The following is a 16,522-nucleotide window of genomic DNA, read 5'->3' on the forward strand; positions in this document are numbered from 1 at the left end:
TGCACGGGCCACAGGGCGCCGGTCAGGCCAGGGCGGGCTGCTGGGCCTGTTCGGTGCGCTGTGCCTGCTGGGCGGCGAGGTCGAGGCGGCCGGGGTGCGGGTCCGAGTGTGGTGTGATGGCGCGTACTCCGTCGTTGGGGCCGATCCGGCGGCGTCGGCACGGCTCGCCGACCGGGGCCAGGCACCACTCGCATCGCACGCTCAGGGCATCGGGCAGCCCTTGCGCGACGGCGGCTTCGCGTGCTGCCCGGGCGGGCCGGAATGGTGCGAGGGCTGCTCGGGCGGCGGGTGGTATGCAGGAGCCGATCTGGTTCAGCCGAGCCTGCAGCCTGGGGTTGGTCCCCTCCTGGCGGCTGGTGATGGCCGGGGCATACTCAGGCTGCGCCATGCCGGCGGCGACGGCGCGGCGGGTGCCGACCAGCTCTGCGGTCCAGGCGGCCTGGTCGTCCGGGTCCGCGGCCGGTGTGGGGTCCCAGTGGAGTGCCAGGCGGTTGCGCCGATAGCCTTCCCAGGGGCGGATCACGTCCGCGGGCTGGATCTGGTATGGCGAGGCACGGTAGTGCTGGCGGGCGGCGGCGCGGGCGTCCCAACCGTGCGGGGTGGCCATCGGCACGTCACCGAGCAGCTCGTGCCACTGGGCGAGCTGGTCACGGGCCTCGCCCTGGTCGGTGCGGATGCTGCGGGGGTCGAGCCGGCCGATGTAGGCCAGCAGGGCGGCGATTTCGCGGCGGTCCACGCTCAACCCTCCATTCCGGTCGGCTCGTCCAGGGCGCCGAGAAGGGCGGCGGTGTGCCTCTCGGCCCGCGTCATGCCACCGGGCGCGGCTGTGTTCTGGCCGGGCACGGCGTAGAGGCTCGGGCGGCTGGGGGCGTGCTCCCGGGTGATCCAGGAGCGCCAGTCGGCAGCCCAGGCTTCCGCCGGCCTCGGAGCATGGCCCGCCCGGTGTGCACGCCACTTCGCGTCGGCGGCCTGCAGGCCCTGCTGGCCGAGGCGGTCCAGGTGTCCCTGCTGGCGGGCCCAGGTGTGGGTGGCGGGGTCGACCTGCCACTCGGTAGCCGAGGTGACCGCAGCATCACTACTGCTGTACCTCCGGTTCAAATCAGGTTCACTACGGTTCTGTGTGCCGGTAGCCGGTACATACCTGTGCCGGTGGCCGGTACGCCGCTGTGCCGGTCTACGCCTGGGCCTGCCGGTTTCCGGTACTGCCGGTTTCCGGACCCTCGCAGGGGATTCCGGCACCTCACGCTGGCGGATCCCGTACCGCCGCAGGACCGAGAGCCGGAGCGTGGCAGGGGCGGCCGGCTCGTCCGCCACCGCCGTATCACCGTCTGCCTCCTGATGCTCTCGCAGCGCCTGCGCGACGGCTTCGGCGGCGAGAGGCAGGCGGTAGACCGAGCTGCGCTGCGGGCCCACCAGGTCGTCGAGCTGCTCCAGTTCGCCGGCCAGGAGCAGACGTCCGATGGCCTCGCGCACCGTGGAGACCGAGGCGCGGGTCCGCTTGGCCAGGCTGGACAGTGAGGCCCAGGAGACGCACTGCTCGTCCGCCACCCTGTCGGCGATCGACAGCAGGACCAGACGCGCGGCCCCTCGGCTGGAACTGTGCTCCCACACCCAGTCACGGGCTTCGCTGCTCATCGGCCACCCCCGACGAGCGTGCGGGGCCGTCGGCTCGGCTCGGAGCGCTGAGGCGGCGAGGCGAGGGTGGCTGCCGCGCAGGCCAGGCGGAAGGGCCTTATGCGCAGGGCAGGAGACATGCGATACTCCCTTTTGCAATGTTGCCACGCTGATGCGCCCGTCGGAAGGACTCAGCGTGGTGATGGTGGGCAGTCGCCGCCCTTGCCGGGACGGTCATGCCGCTTAGCGTTCGGCGTCCGAGAGTTACCGCTCTCGGACGCCGTCGCTGGTTCATGGACCTTCGGGGTCCGGTTTGTGCTCTCCTCACGCTCGTCGCCGTGGGCGGGCTGCCCAGGGACGACGAACATACGCACGGACCCGTGTCAAGATCCAGACTTGGTTCTTAAACTCTGTACTAGTTGCAGATAGTAACCGAATGATCGCGCTCCTGTTCCGGGGAGTGGTCGTTAGGTCGACGAAGATCGGTCCGGCTCTGGGGGGGGCGGGGGTGGCTGCCGCGCCGACCGGGTGCGCCATCCCGTTGCCTGGGCCGACGGGCACGTGAGGCGTAATTCCCGGTGAAGCCGCGCTTATGCGCCTGGAGGAGAGAGGTCCGGCGCGGGAGGGCGGTGAGGATGTCTCCCCAGATGTGGGCTGACCATGTAGCGTCCGCAGCCCGGGAGTTGAATCCTCCTTGAGCGTCGCAGCTGATAATGCGGCCCTCTGTCAGCCCAGGAATTCGTGCCCTCCGCGTAACGCTCGTCTTGTCAAGGGTCGGGCTAGACACCGGGCCGAGGATGACAAACATATGCGGGAAATGCGCCAAGATCCAGATCTTGCTGAAGTACTGTCTGTCGAACGACGGGGCCCCCGATACGTGGCTCTCTCGGTGGAGGCAACAAACAGAGAGGCGGGCGGCGGCTCGACTGCCCCGGCGTTCTTGCAGATGATCTTCACTGCACCCTCCCTCCTGTCGCATGCTGCAGCGGCTTGCTCAACCGCCCGATCAGAGTGATCCACGTCATGTCTGACCAGTAGCGCTCACGTAGATCCAGTGAGGGCATGGCTTATACCCCCGCCACTCACCCGTGACCTGCGGTGCGCTGTATGGACGAATAGATCTTGGGCTTGGTCCGGATCATTCGTCAATGCGCGGTAAAGATCACAGCGGGGTCACGGGAGGTCTGCTACGGAAATGCTCGTTGCGCCCCAACACCGTTCAACTTGCCTGTATGTACGCGCACTTCGCTATCCCTGGGCAGCGCGGCTATCAATGGCTCTCTGTGCCCTCAGGGGACAAGTCGGTCAAAATGCGGTGACCGGCAATCTTCTGCCGGTCGCGCAGTGCCTCCATCGCTCTATCATGTAGCGCAGGGGGCGGCGTCTGCTCGATATAGCCTTGAGAAACGCGCGATTTGATCGGGACTAGGTAGACGAGAAGTGCGAGGAACGTGGCATGTGCGGGGCCATAAAGGATGGCGGCGGTGAAGGAGAATCCACCGGGATCGGTGCCCTGCTGCGTGTCTTCCGGGCCGCTGCCAGCACCACGCTCGGCCGCCCGATCCTCCAGAGAGAAGTGGCCGATGCCCTGCACAGGAGCGAGCGTTGGTACCGGGACCTCGAAGGCGGAGTGATCACCCGGGTCCTCACCCGCCACGAACTCGACACCATCGGCACGCTACTCGGACTCGACCGCGTCCAGCGACGTGCGCTGTTCCTCGTCAGCAGCGGCGGGGGACTCGCCGGCCCAGAAACCCAGGAACCACCACGCATCAGTGACGAACTGCGCCTCCTGCTGGACCAGCAGCCTTTCCCCGCCTACGTCATCGATGCCACCTGGAACGTCCTGGCCGTCAACACGCCGATGGCCGCTCTGTTCCCGTGGTCGACCGCTCCCGGGGCCAACCTCATGCGGTGGCTGCTCCTCAGCGCCGAAGCGCGGGACCAGCATCTGAACTGGGAGGCCGACGCGGAGGTGTGCGTGCGCATGCTCCGTGACGCGGCCGTCGACCGCCCCCACGACCCGGACCTTCAGCAGCTCATCAGTGACACCCGTCAGAACCCCGCCGTACGCAACCTTTGGGCCCGTGGCGCAGCCGACTTCGCCGACCACTATGACGGCCACGTACTGCAGATGACGCTTCCGCTCTTCGACGGTCAAGTGACCGAACTGGTCACGCACGTGCTGCAACCCGCTGGTCTTCCTGGTTGCCGCATGACGATCCTGACCCAGCGGGCATCGCAGGAGCCATCAGGCCGGCAACCTGTCCAAGCAAAGTGACGGGCCCCCTCCGGCCTCGGCCATCCGCGGCCTGGCCGGGGCCTGGCAGGCGGCCCCCGCGCAGCCTCTGCCAACCGGTTGCCGGGACAACCGTGGCGACGTTCCCTCCGAGCGCCGACTAGTGCCGCATCAGGCAACGTTCGCCCTGGCGAGGTGCGGGTGATGATCTTTGTGATACCTTCTGCGTCGCCGTGCACCATTGCACATTCGAGGAGGTGAGTCCGATCAACGCTGTGACCAGTCGGGGCTCCCTCCTTTGCATGGCCTAGGGAGCGCCCGCACAAGGCATCACGAAAGGCTTGAAACGCTGATGCGCTTCAGCTCCCAGACGTCGTCGGCCGACGTCACCGAACAGTTCTTCACCCTCGACGAGATCCCCGGCGTGCTGTGGACGCCGGAAGACGCCCGCGGTACTCGTCCCCTGATTCTGCTGGGCCACGGCGGTGGGCAACACAAGACGGCCCCCGGCACCGTGTCCCGCGCGCGCCGCTACGCCGCCGAGGGTTTCGCGGTCGTCGCGATCGACGCGCCCAACCACGGAGACCGGCCCAAGGACGAGAAGTTCGGCCGGATCGCGGCCGAGATGCGGGCCGGCATGGCCGCCGGTGGGAATCCGAGCGGGCTTGTCGCCGGCATGCACAATTATCTGGCCCCTCAGGCCGTCGCGGAGTGGCAAGCAGTCCTGACCGCGGTCCAGCACCTTGACCAGGTCGGCGTCGGCCCCGTGGGCTACTGCGGCATGTCGATGGGCTGCGGGCTCGGTATCCCGCTCATCGCCGCAGAACCCCGGATCGGCGCGGCAGTGCTGGGCCTGCTCGGCGTACACGGGCTGGCCGAGGACGCTGGGCGGATCACCGCGCCGGTGCAGTTCCTGGTTCAGTGGGACGATCAGATGGTGCCGCGGGACCAGAGCCTCGCGTTGTTCGGCGCCCTGGCCTCGACCGAGAAGACGCTGCACGCCAACCCCGGCAAACACGGGGATGTGCCGTCGTTCGAAGTGGACAGCTCGTTGCAGTTCTTCGCTCGGCATCTGAGCTGACACGAGCTCTTTAGTACTCGGCGCGCTGGCCCGGAACTCGTTCCCGGCCAGCGCGTTCGGTCCAGACTGTTCGGCATGGCCGAGCGGGTGCAGGTACGGGAGATCGATGACGACGAGGGCAGGCGGCTGCTGCGGATCGTCCGCAGGGGCACCGGGTCGGTGGTGACCTGGCGGCGGGCGCAGATGGTGCTGTTGTCTGCCCAGGGCATGAGCGTGGCGAAGATTGCGGAGGTGTCGTTCACCAGTGCGGACCGGGTCCGAGACGTGATCCACAACTTCAACACCGACGGCTTCGACGCGCTCTATCCGAAGTACGAGGTCGGCCGGCCGAGGACGTTCACGCTGCCCGAGCGCCGGGAGATCAAGAAGATCGCCAAGTCCAAGCCGGCCGAGCATGGCCTGCCGTTTTCGACCTGGAGCCTGGCCAAGTTGGCCGACTTCCTGGTCGCCGAGGGGGTGGTCGACGACATCAGCCACGAGGGCCTGCGGGTCCTGCTCCGCGAGGAGGGCGTCTCCTTTCAACGCGTGAAGACCTGGAAGACCTCCCGCGACCCCGACTACGCCACCAAGAAGGCCCGGGTCGAGCACCTCTACGCCATCGCCGACGGCGAGGTGATCCCCGAGGAGGGCGAGCCTGAAGTCGTCATCTGCCTTGACGAGTTCGGCCCGCTCAACCTCCAACCGCACCCCGGACGCCAGTGGGCCGAACGCGGCGGCCGACACAAGGACCCCGACCGCGAACCCAGACCCCGCCGCCGGGCGACCTACACCCGCCCGCACGGGGTCCGGCACCTGTTCGCCGCCTACGACCTGGGCAAGGTCAAGCTCTACGGCCACATCAAGCCGGTCAAGAAGCGCACCCAGTTCCTGGGGTTCTGCCGCTACCTGCGCAGCCTCTATCCCGCGGCGGTGCGGATCTCCATCGTCTGTGACAACTACTCCCCGCACCTGACCACGAAGCGGTGCCGACGGGTCGCGACGTGGTCGGAGGCGAACAACGTCGAGATCGCCTACACCCCGACGAACTTCTCCTGGCTGAACCGGATCGAGGCGCAGTTCACCGCCCTGCGCTACTTCACCCTCGACGGCACCGATCACCAGAGTCACAAGGAGCAGGGCAACATGATCCGCCGCTACATCATCTGGCGGAACAAGCACGCCCAGGACGAGCGCCTACGCTCGGTGGTCAACAGGGCGAACGTTGCCTGATGCGGCACTAGCGTTCCACGGGACGCTGATCTCAGCCACCCCCGCACCAGTCCGTCCTCGGCGTGAGCTGCGTGCTCCTAGTGGCCGACGAACGGCAGGAAGTCGACGCCGCCAAGATCAACGGCCACGAGTGAGACGGCGGTCAGAGCCACTGGCGCCGCCGCTTGTTGTCGGCTCGTTCCCGCGGCAGGCTGTCGCTTCTCGACGCGTCGAGGCTGCACCCGGTCGAGGCAAGGCTCTCCATCCGGTCCCGTTCGGCAGACTGAGGACCCAGATCCGGCTGGTACGGCATGACCGACCCGGATCCGGCATTCGCCTGTTTGTCCGCGTCAGCTAAGCTGTCCGCTCCCCTTGCATTCGAGGGCGCCCACTCCAGCGGTTCCGGCCAGTTGAACTGTCCCAACGCTCATGCGCCGCATTCAACTTGCAGGCTCATACCCTGACTTCCGCAGAAGCCCGTCAGAGCGACAGCAAACGCAAGATCGCACACCGTTACAGATATGGGAGCTCTTGTTACGGGCCGGGGAGAGCAGCAATACTGCGTGGTAATCGTCACCCTTCAGTGAAGGGAGGAAGGTAATAGAATGGGGCAATGATCATTAACGATGCGCGCGGCGGACAACTCCTCCGCGTAGGAGACCCGGGGCAAGGGGTCCACCTGCTGTTCTCCACGCCGACGCGGCCGTACGGGTGCGACCCTGCGCTCGATATGACCGTACGGGCCAAGGGTGCGTGGGTCGACGTCAGCGAGTTGGTCCGGACGCTGGACGGTGACGGACTGGTGGAATTCATTTCATCACTGACTGACGCATCGGGCAGCTGGAGTGGACCTCGTACTTGGCAGTCCAGTGAGGGGCAACTGAAGATATCGGCACAGCGTTCGGATGGGCGCATCGTCCTGACGTGGGGGATATGGCGAGGGGTGACCGAGTCCGAAAGTGCGTGGTACTTCGAGACTGTCACATCGCACAGGGCTGAGGACGCGATGCAGGGATTTGCGGAAGCGTTTCGGGCTCTATTTGACGGAACGTCGGAAGCGGTTGCCTAAAGGGTGTTGCAGAAGGCCGTGATCTGGGCATATCCGGTGTATGGCTGGGGTGTTGAGGGCCGAGCGGGTGTGGGCGGAGACGTTCACGGGGCTGCGGGTTGATCAGTTCGGCCGGCTGCTGCGGGCGGTCCGGGAACGTGGTGGCGAGGGCTGTGGGTGGGGTCGTCCGTGACGGCTGCCGCTGGCCGAGCGGGTGCTGCTCGCGGCCGTGTACTACCGCACGAACCTCACCATGCGGCAGCTCGCCCCGCTGTTCGGCGTCTCGCCCGCGACGGTGTGCCGGGTGATCCAGCGGCTCGGTCCGCTGCTCGCGCTCGAGCCGGTCCGCACCTCTCAGGACGCCGTCGAGCGGCTGTGGACCGTGGACGGCACCCTCGTCCCGGTCCGCGACCGCAAGGTCGGAGCGTCCTCGCGTAACTACCGATTCTCGGCGAACGTGCAGGTCATCGTGGACGCCGAGACCCGGCTGGTGGTGGCCGCGGCCCGGCCGGTACCCGGTAACACCGCGGACGCGGAAGCCTGGCGGGGCTCCGGCCTGGCCGCGCACTGCGAAGGTGCGACGGTCCTCGGCGACGGCGCCTACATCAACACCGGCCTGATCGTCCCGCACCGCAAACGCCCCGGACGGCCGCTGCTGAAGGGCGAGGAGGAGGACAACGCGCAGCATCGCAAGGTCCGCGCCAGCGTCGAGCACACCTTCTCCCGCATGAAGAACTACAAGATCCTCCGCGACTGCCGGCAACGTGGCGACGGCCTCCACTACGCCGTCCAGGCCGTCGCCCGCATGCACAACCTCGCCCTCGCCGCGTGAACTCAGCAGGTCAGCCGCCCGCTTCAGCCTGCGTGATCACGGCCTTCTGCAACACCCTTTAGATGGCTACCGGGCGCCCCAGGCGTGCTGCCATTGGAAGGGCCTGCAGCGGCAAGACGGCTAGGCTGGCCCATCAACCTCCTCCCTGCCATCTTGCGTTCTGACGCGTTCCTTCCTCCGTCAAGGGTGTGAGGGCGACGTAACGCCAAGGGGCTCGCCGTCGCGGTCAAGAGTCGAGGTTGCGCGACGAGCCGGGGCTAGCTCGACGGGTGACGTGGCGCTCCCAGACATCCGCCGAGACGGACGCAGCACCCAACAGGGCCTGTGCCAGGGGTTCGGGGATGTGCCCCTGACCGAGGCCGGCTGAGGCGACGGCGGCGGAAAGCGTACGGCGCTCGCCGTGGCCCAGCGCTTCGCAGCACACAGGGTGGGCCAGGACGTTCCGTGCGACGTACCCGTCTGTCTGCGTCATCGCTTCGTAAGCGAGACGGCGCATTGCTTCGGCCTGTCGGGTCTTTGGGGAGAGGTCGAGCACGACTAGTCCCACACGGGAGCGGAAGACGGCAAGTTCGGGAGCCGAGTCGAGGGCCAAGTAGTGCTGCACCATCTTGTCGATCGGCTCGACCGGGTGCTCGTCGGCTGCCCTGTGGCAGAGGACGGTGAGCGCTGCCGCGACGGATTGCTCCCATGGCTCCACTGGTTGGCTCTTGTGCAGGAACATCAGCGCATCGCTGGGCTGCGCGGCGAGGCAGCGGACGAGCACTTCCACTTGACGCCCGTCGAAGAGGCGCTGGCCTATGCCCCGGTGCTGCCTGCTGTGCGCCCGTGCGCGGTTCCATTCGCCTGCTGCGACGAGGGCACGTGTTCCGTCGCCGAGGAGGACGGTCCACAGCCATTGGCATACCTGTTGATGCTCGGAAGCCGACTTCGTGAGGCGCTGGAAGGACATGGCGCGGCCGTCGATGACCGCTTCCGACTTCGATCTGACTGCTCGGTTCAGGGAATCGAGCAGATGATACGCGCCAGTCCCGTCGCCGTCGCGGATGCGCAGTCGGGCCAGGTTGACCAGGGGTTCCAGGGCGTACCGGGCTTCCTGCGCGCCCAAGGGCTGGGCGGGCAGGACGGCCTCGGCGTGGCGCCAGCACAGAGAGCGTGCCAGGTCCGGCATGCCGCAGTCGCTTGCGATCAGTGCCGCCTTGTTCAGGGCGACGGTTGCGGAGGTCACGTTGTCGTCGCGCTCGGCGGCGGCAGCGAGGTCGGTGATTTCGCGGATGCGTTCAGCGAGAGGCGGGCACGCTGGACGTGGACGGGCAACGAGCGGGAACCGCTTCGCTATCTGGCTGACGTCCATGTCACTGCCATTCGATGACGATGCGGTTCAGCGGGTTGTCGAAGGTGAAGCGGCCGGGCTTCGGGGCGAGCGGGGTCGCGTCGAGTGGTTGGATTTCGAACCCGACGTCGAGCGCCCGGAAGCCCTGGTTCCAGGTGCGGACCTGGTCCGCGACGTCCGAGGCGAGGGCTTCGGCGTCAGGGCCGTGGCCGATGACGCCGAACTCGTACAGGGTGGCGCCATCGGGGGCCTTCTTCGCGTAGGGGCGCCGGGTGAGGTAGGTGAGCGTGCCACCCTCGAAGACCGCGGTCGAGGACGGGTAGGGCGCGGTGACCAGTCCCTTCTCGATAGCCTCGTTGCTGGCGGGCATCCGGCTCAGGCCGTTCGGCATGGCGCAGGCGAGCCACAGCTCCAGGTACTCCGCCGATTCCGGGCCCCGGAAGGTGACGTCGGTCCATGCCTCGGCGCGCGGCTGGCGGAAGATGTCGCTTAGGGCGTCCGCGTCGACCTTCTGGTCTCCGTTGGTGACGAGGGTGACGGTGTTGTCGGGGTCCAGGGGAACGAAGACGCGCGGGTCGTCGGCGATGCCCCGGCGCAGCGGCATGAACGTGTTCATCTGGCTGCCGACGCTGCGCCAAGATCCGTCCTGGTTCTCGAAGGCGATCGAGCGGGAGACGCTGCCGCGCAGGCGTAGTGGCGTGAGGAGCCGTCCGCCGGGGGCGAGCTGGTCGAGCCAGGCGTGCGGAACGCCGTGAGCGCCGACGGTGGCTTCGATCCGGTCGTACGGCGCGTTGGGGGCGTGGCCCACGGCTCCGTCTCCGAGGACCACTTCGACGTTGTGGATGCCGGCGGCGGCCAGTCCGCCGCGCGCTCCGTCCACGATGTCCTCGTCCACGTCGATCGTGGTGACGTGCCCCGTCTCGCCGACGAGGTAACCGAGGAGTCCGGCGTTAAAGCCGGTGCCGGCCCCCAGCTCCAGGACCTTCTGGCCAGGCTGGACGTCGAGCTGTTCCAGCATCATGCCGACGATGTCGGGCTGGGAGGCGCAGCTGATGGAGCGGCCGGACCCGTCGAACTTCGTGTCCACGGGTGCGTTGCCGTACGCCTTTTCCAGAGGGGCGTTCGGGACGAAGAGGTGGCGGGGAACGGTCCGCATGGCTTCCTCCACACGGGGCGTGCGCACGCACCCGGTCTCGACCAGATGGTCGATCAGCTGGGCGCGCAGACGGTCTGCGGAAGGGGCTTCGATGGTGTCACTGTTCACCCCGTTGACCGTAGTGCTCGCCGTCCCCTCAGCTCGGGTGGACGCGGTGTTGTCGCTCGTTCCCATGACTACCTCTTTCGCGAGTGTTGACAAGGTGCGCTGGTCCTGGGCGGGGAGGCCCAGGCGGTTGAAGTGGAAGATGCCGTGGTGGGCGATCACGGCCCGCAACCCTCGTTCCAGGCGGCCCTGACGGTTGAGGTCTGCGAGCTGCTGGCCGAACCACTCGAACGTGGCTATCCACTCGGCCAGCGGCGCGAGTCGGCCCTGGGTAACGCTGCGGCTGGTGGTGCTGACGTCGACGGTCATCAACCGGTGGACAGCGGCCCGGTGCCGTTGCGGACTGCAGACCTCGTCGCCGGGGCGCTCGGCCGCGATCCTTGCCCAGACGTCGCCCTGCTCGTACCAGTCGAGACCCGCCGCGCGCATCGCCACGCTGAGCAGGAGCACCGCCAGCTCGCGGCGGCCGAGCTGGGGACCGGTGACTGCCTGCTGGTGGGCCGCCTCCTCCAGCAGGTGACGGCTGTCGTAGTGGAACAGGGTGTGGGCGATCTTCATCGCGGTGGGGCCGCCGAAGGCTGTCTCTTCCGGCTCGTAGATGCCTCGCGTCCAGGAAGCGAGGATGCCGGCGTCGACCAGCTCGTCCAGGGCAGCGTCCAGGGCCTTCGCCGTGTCCGGGCCCGCGGCCCGGTACCGCAACCGCCACCAGGGGTACTTTCGCAGGAAGGACCACTGGGCCAGTTCCGACTCCTGGGCGATCAGCACTGGGAGCAGATGCTCCACGGCGGTGGCCTCCGCGCGGCTCCAGTCGGTGAACCGGATGAGGCGTTGCGGCCATTCGTCCGCTGCCATGTTTCCTCTTCTCGTCGGCTAGTTGATCAGGAAGCAGGTGTCCCACCCGGACGCGGACGGCGTCCCGGTGTGGAAGGAGTGCAGGGCGAGGGCGGTGCCGGCGGCGCCTTCGAGGAGTCCGATGTCGCCGCCGCCGGGAGGGTTGATCAGGGAGTCCGCCAGGGGGCCGGGCGGGGTGTCGGTGATTGGTGCCAGGAGCCGGGGCAGGCATTCGGTGAGGCCGGGAGTGCGGGCGTCGGTGGCAGCGAGTTGTGTGATGTGCGCCAGGCCGGCGAAGCCGTGGCACAGGGAGACGTCCACGGTCGCGTCGAGTTGGCCGGGGTCGGTCATGGCGCGCAGGAGGGCGAATTCGGCGGCGTGTTGGCGCGCTGGGTCCTTGAGGGCGAGGGCGGCGAGCTGCTGGGCGCGGGCGAATCCTGCGGTGCCGTAGCACCAGGACGGCCGGGATGGTCCGGGGCCGGTCGTGCCGGAGCGTAGTTGCTTACGGGTGATCCAGTACGGCCACCACGGGCCGGCGGGGCCGTCCTGCTGCCAGTGGTCGAGCCAGGCCAGGATGCGGGTGATCGCGTCGAGGTGGCCCTCGACGGTGACGCTGCGGCGGGCTGCGAGGGAGAGCACAGCGAGGGGGCCGCCGATGCCGTGGGCGACGCCGTTGTTGGCGTGCCCTTCCGGATACTCCGGGGAGGTCGTGCCGGAGGGAGCTAGGGAGCTCCACCAGCCGGGCAGAACTTCCCCGTTGTGCTTGACCGGCTCGGTCAGGCGGACCAGGTAGGTCAGGATCTCGCGGACGACGTCGGTATGGACGTCGCGGTGCAGCAGGAGCCCGCCCAGCCCGCTCAGGCCGCGGATCGCGTCGAACTCCGCCAGCGCGGGCATCTCGCCGCGGTCCATGCGTGCGTGGGCGTCCGCGAGCCGGTCCCGGATCGCCTTCGTGACGTACCGGTCGAGGGTGTCCAGGGCGCGGGCGTAGCGTCCGGGGCGGTCGGGGGCGGCGTGCAGGGCGAAGGCGAGCGCGGGCGCCCCGTAGTAGAGGTGGCTGTCCGGGCCGCCGACAGCGGGTTCGGCTGCGGCGCAGGCGAGCCAGTCGTGGGCGCGCTGCCACGGCCCCTGGTCGGTGCGGGCCCGCTCGATGTGCAGCAGGGCGACACCGGCTGCGCCGTGCGCGAGCGACTGCGGCCACCAGCCCTGGCGGTGATGCAGCTCCCGTACGTCCTGCGGCGAGGCAAGCCGCTCGGCGATCGTGTCGGCGGCTGCCCGCGCGCTTTCACGCAGATTCATGGTGATCTCCTCGGTGAGTCCAGGCCATGGCGGCGGCGTGGGCCAGCCGTACGCACATCCGCTCGTCGTCCTTGTCGATGCCGGCGGCGCGGATGTGGTGGGCGTGCAGGAGCGAGTCGAGAACGAGGTCTAGGTCTATGCCACCGAACGCGTCCAGCTTCTGCCGGTAGCGGGCCAGGGCCGCGTCGCGCTCGCTCCAGGCGCTGGCGATGACGTCGCCGCCGGGGACCGCGCGCAGGGCCGCCCAGCCGTCGGCCGGGTCGGCTAGGCGCAGCGCCTGACCGCGCACGGTCCGGTCCATCGGGCGCGGGTCGGTGATCCGGCTGTGGGCGATCAGCCAGTTCATGCCGGCTGCGGTGCTGCCGGTGAAGGCGGCAGCGACGGAGACGAAGTTCGCGGCAGCGAGGACCTGTCGGTGCGGACGGGTGCTCTGGGCGAACTGAACGGCCAGGGCTCGGGAGTCAGCGGCGAAGACGTCCTCGGCCAGGCTCATCAGCGACCCGGGGCCCCACCGGCCGGTCTCCGGGTAGGAGGTCGCGAACTGAATGTCGGTGAGGAGCCCGGCACGGCGCAGCCCGTTCGCCCAGGCACTCACGCGCTGCGCGGTGCAGGCGAATTCCCGCTCGCTGGGGACTGCGATGCGCAGCCGCAGGTGCCAGCGGGGATCGCGGTAGCGCATGTACCACCAGGTCGGCGGCACGTTCCACTGGCCGAGCAGCGCGGGCAGGTGGTCGGCAAGGATCTCGGGCTGCCGTTTGACGTGCCCGTACAGCTTGACCAGCAGCCGGGAGGCGGTGCCCGGAAGGTGGCCGTGGTCGCGGGTGACGAGTTGGTCGGCGGTGACGGGAGGGACGGCCGGCCACTGCGGCGGGTGGACGGCCGTCATCGGGGCGATGATCTCGTGGGCCCGTCCGTCGAACCAGCCCCTGTCGGATTCCGCTTCCGTCAAGATCACAGATTCGTGGGTGTCCAGGTGGGCGCGCAGCAGCGCGAGGTGCGCGCGCTCGGAGAGGTCCAGCGGCAGAAGCTGGTCGTCCTCGGCCAGCGCGACTTCGTCCGGAACTCGGCGGCGTGCGCGCCACTCGTCGGCCGCCTTGTGCCACTCCCCCCAGGAGGCGCGGCGGTCGGGCAGCTCCGACCGGTCCAGTCGCCACCTCGCCGGAGAGAGGATCGCGCGGCCGTAGCGCACCCGCGGCAGGTACGGCAGTGCGGTAGCGGACGCCCAGGGGAAGACGGTCAGGACGGCGGTCTGGGCCTGGCTGATCTCGGTGAGGAAGCGTGCGAGCGGCGGCGTGTGGCCGCGCAGGTCCAGCGCGTGCAGCGTCATGGGGTCCAGCAGGCAGGCGCGGGAGAGGGAGACGAGGTAGAGCCTGCGGCGGTCGCAGCCCACGGCGAGGTCGTCGAGCGGGATGGTGCGCGCGTCGACCGGACGGTGCTCCGCCAGGCTGATGACGGCCGGCAGGAGTTCTGTAACGCGGGTGACGTTGGTGTCGCCCCGGTCGAGTGGGGTGAAGGAGACCTGCGTGGGCACCGCGCCGGGCGTGTTGACCGGCAGCTCCTCCAGCATGACGGCCACGCGGGCCTGATCGTCTGATGCGAGCAGCCCCAGGCTGCGGCCGATCGTGGTGCCGATCCCGCGGGACGGGGCGATGCCGTGGAGGACGAAGTCTCCGCTCTGCAGAGCCTCTTGCGAAGCGGCACGGATTCGAAAGCGCAGCTCCGTGTGGGCCGGTACCTGCGGGGCGTTGCGATCTCCGACCGTCAACGTGCGGATCAGGTCCTCGTCCAGGCGGATCTCGTTGCGGCCGTCGAGGACGGCCGTTTGGGCGAGGGAGAGCAGCCGCTGTTCACGGGCGGTCAGGGCCTCACCCTGTTCAGGTTGCGCATCGCGGTATCCGGCCGGGAACCCGAGGCCGACATCGGGGTCCACCAGGTCCCGGACCGGGACGAGTGAGTTGATGCCGTACCGCTCGAAGAATCGGTTGTGGAAGTCCTTCCATGCCGGAGTGCCGAAGGGGTACGCGCTCAGCCGGGCCAGCACTGTGGCGGCCTGCTCCGCTTCGCGGGCAACCTGTGGAGGCAGAGTGAGGGAGCAGTCCATGCGAAGATCCAGCGTGAACGGCTGAGCCTTGACGCTACTCAAGGCGGTCATTTTCCGACGTAAGGCGGTACGCAGGCGCCGGCCGTCCGCCGGGGCCAGTACCTGGTTGTGCCGGGCGATGGCGTCGCGGACCGTCCGCAGGTCGGCCACGAGGTCTGTGGCTGATGGGGCGGCGGCTGCTTCGGCCTGCTCGACCAGGTGGTCCAGGGCGTCGAGGGTGGTAGAGGGCGCGTGCAGGCTGCTGATGAGCACACCGCGTTCGACGAGGCTGCTGACGAGCCCTTCCACCCGGTCCGCGGGAACGTCGGGGAACTCGCTCCTCATCAGTGCGACCACCGCATGGACGGGGACGGGCGAGGCGGTGGCATCAACGGCGATACGTACGGCGCTGGTGTACCGGAGGGACACTTCGGCCGCCGGGCTGCCGTCGGTACGGCATGAACGGGGCGGGTAGGGCACGCTCAGCCGATCGCCCCGTACGAAGATGGTGTTGTTGGCCATCATATGCAGGTGCCGCAGGAGTTGAGGATCTGCTTCCAGACGGGTGACCAGGTCCGCGATCCAGTCGCCGTCGGCACGGATGACGGGTCGATGCCACTCACCCCAGGACCATCCCGGTCGTTCCCCGAACGAGGCGGGCGCAATACCGGCGAACAGACCGTTCGGGGTCGCCCGGCCCGTCATACGCAGCAGGTACCGCATGACCGACACCACTGCGCGGCGCAACTGACGGGTCTCGGGACTGGCCACCGAGCACAGGGTCTGAATCTGCTGCGCGAGCAGAGGGCTGGCCTGCTCGATGGAGTCGGCGGCCTCGGACAGCGACCAGACGTCGCGCAGCCACGTTTGCCACCGCACCTCGCAGTCCGGGGTGTCGTCGGTGAGGTCCGGCCACGCGGGAAGCGGCAGCCTCGAGGAACGGGCGGCGCGCACCAGCGCACTATCCGCGCACCGGTACAGCGGGCCGTCCTTCCGGGAACCCATGCACCCTCCCTTGTTGTGGTGTGTTGGGGTGGGTGCCAGCCCGCGCGGCGCAAGGCCGCGCGGGCTGGCAGATCAATGCGCCGAGGTCAGGCCACGTTGGTGGCGCAGGACCCCTGGCAGCTCGGCTTGCAGCCGTCGTCCGTCAGGTTGATCACCGTGGCGGAGCCGTCGCCGGACTCCAGGACGCTGATGTCCAGGTCGAACGCGTCACCGCCCGCCGTGGCGGCCGGGGACTGTGCCTGGCACTTGATCGTGTTCGCGTTCATGCGGGTTTCTCCCTACTCGTCGTGCGGTGGAAGATGATCAGGCCACGTTGGTGGCACACGGGCTGGAGCAGGTGCTGCCGCAGCCGTCGTCGGTGAGGTTGATCAGCGTGGCGGAGCCGTCGTCGGACTCCAGGACGCTGATGTCGAGGTCGAATTCGTCGATCTGCATGTGGTGATTCCTCCGTTGTCGTGCGCGGCTCCGATCGAGCCGCGAGGGACATGCCGCGTGGGCGGCGCCGACAGGACATGGGCGTCGTGCCGGTGGTCTGGTGCGGTCAGGAGCCGCTGGAGATACAGGCGTTGCCACCGCAGGTTGAGCCGCAGCCGCCGTCGGAGGCGATACTCGCCCCCGGCCGTGCCACCCGATTCGATGACGCTGATGTCGAGGTCGAACGGGTCCTGCGAGGCAGAGGCCGAGGCGGTCCTCATGCCCTGGTCGGTCACCCTG

Annotated in this window: 13 protein-coding genes and 1 pseudogene; 5 read left to right on the top strand and 9 right to left on the bottom strand. The window is 68.6% G+C overall.

The window, feature by feature from the left end; all coding sequences use genetic code 11:
• Nucleotides 1-22: 22 nt before the first annotated feature.
• The 3 genes from ACFW01_RS25440 to ACFW01_RS25450 form a co-directional block, all read right to left on the bottom strand.
• A complete protein-coding gene (locus tag ACFW01_RS25440) occupies nt 23-736 on the bottom strand; it encodes a hypothetical protein (protein WP_384506889.1) in 714 nt (237 codons plus the stop codon).
• Nucleotides 737-738: 2 nt separating this feature from the next.
• A complete protein-coding gene (locus tag ACFW01_RS25445; RefSeq protein ID WP_384506892.1) occupies nt 739-1,635 on the bottom strand; it encodes a helix-turn-helix domain-containing protein in 897 nt (298 codons plus the stop codon).
• 1,249 nt (nt 1,636-2,884) lie between these two features.
• Nucleotides 2,885-3,208: a hypothetical protein gene (locus ACFW01_RS25450; RefSeq protein ID WP_384506895.1), complete on the bottom strand. Its 324-nt coding sequence runs from the start codon at nt 3,206-3,208 to the stop codon at nt 2,885-2,887.
• Here ACFW01_RS25450 and ACFW01_RS25455 point away from each other — a divergent pair.
• The 5 genes and pseudogenes from ACFW01_RS25455 (at nt 3,191) to ACFW01_RS25475 (ending at nt 8,002) form a co-directional block, all read left to right on the top strand.
• The gene (locus ACFW01_RS25455; RefSeq protein ID WP_384506898.1) at nt 3,191-3,895 is read left to right on the top strand and encodes an XRE family transcriptional regulator; all 705 of its coding nucleotides are present in this window, start codon (nt 3,191-3,193) and stop codon (nt 3,893-3,895) included. The genes ACFW01_RS25450 and ACFW01_RS25455 overlap by 18 nt on opposite strands.
• Nucleotides 3,896-4,205: 310 nt before the next feature.
• On the top strand, nt 4,206-4,934 hold the full coding sequence (locus ACFW01_RS25460) for a dienelactone hydrolase family protein (protein ID WP_384506901.1): 729 nt from the start codon (nt 4,206-4,208) through the stop codon (nt 4,932-4,934).
• Between the two features lie 75 nt (nt 4,935-5,009).
• Nucleotides 5,010-6,143: an IS630 family transposase gene (locus tag ACFW01_RS25465; RefSeq protein WP_384506904.1), complete on the top strand. Its 1,134-nt coding sequence runs from the start codon at nt 5,010-5,012 to the stop codon at nt 6,141-6,143.
• A gap of 592 nt (nt 6,144-6,735) precedes the next feature.
• The gene (locus tag ACFW01_RS25470; protein WP_384506907.1) at nt 6,736-7,191 is read left to right on the top strand and encodes a DUF6228 family protein; all 456 of its coding nucleotides are present in this window, start codon (nt 6,736-6,738) and stop codon (nt 7,189-7,191) included.
• 40 nt (nt 7,192-7,231) lie between these two features.
• Nucleotides 7,232-8,002 (top strand): annotated as a pseudogene (locus ACFW01_RS25475) (transposase family protein).
• Nucleotides 8,003-8,228: 226 nt separating this feature from the next.
• On the opposite strand, the gene ACFW01_RS25480 reads toward ACFW01_RS25475, so the two are convergent.
• From ACFW01_RS25480 to ACFW01_RS25505, 6 genes are all read right to left on the bottom strand, one after another.
• Nucleotides 8,229-9,353 (bottom strand): hypothetical protein, encoded by a 1,125-nt coding sequence (locus ACFW01_RS25480; RefSeq protein ID WP_384506910.1) that lies wholly within the window; start codon nt 9,351-9,353, stop codon nt 8,229-8,231.
• Between the two features lies 1 nt (nt 9,354).
• The gene (fxlM, locus tag ACFW01_RS25485; RefSeq protein WP_384506913.1) at nt 9,355-11,445 is read right to left on the bottom strand and encodes a methyltransferase, FxLD system; all 2,091 of its coding nucleotides are present in this window, start codon (nt 11,443-11,445) and stop codon (nt 9,355-9,357) included.
• A gap of 18 nt (nt 11,446-11,463) precedes the next feature.
• Nucleotides 11,464-12,723 (bottom strand): lanthionine synthetase C family protein, encoded by a 1,260-nt coding sequence (locus ACFW01_RS25490; protein ID WP_384506916.1) that lies wholly within the window; start codon nt 12,721-12,723, stop codon nt 11,464-11,466.
• A complete protein-coding gene (locus ACFW01_RS25495) occupies nt 12,710-15,808 on the bottom strand; it encodes a lantibiotic dehydratase (protein WP_384506919.1) in 3,099 nt (1,032 codons plus the stop codon). The genes ACFW01_RS25490 and ACFW01_RS25495 overlap by 14 nt, the downstream gene beginning before the upstream one ends.
• 86 nt (nt 15,809-15,894) lie before the next feature.
• Complete coding sequence (locus tag ACFW01_RS25500; protein ID WP_384506922.1) at nt 15,895-16,074, bottom strand: FxLD family lanthipeptide; 180 nt, start codon at nt 16,072-16,074, stop codon at nt 15,895-15,897.
• A gap of 37 nt (nt 16,075-16,111) precedes the next feature.
• Nucleotides 16,112-16,243, bottom strand: coding sequence for an FxLD family lanthipeptide (locus tag ACFW01_RS25505; protein ID WP_007491158.1), 132 nt, complete (start codon nt 16,241-16,243; stop codon nt 16,112-16,114).
• Nucleotides 16,244-16,522: the final 279 nt, after the last annotated feature.

Source organism: Streptomyces sp. NPDC058985, from assembly GCF_042740985.1.
GTDB lineage: Bacteria > Actinomycetota > Actinomycetes > Streptomycetales > Streptomycetaceae > Streptomyces.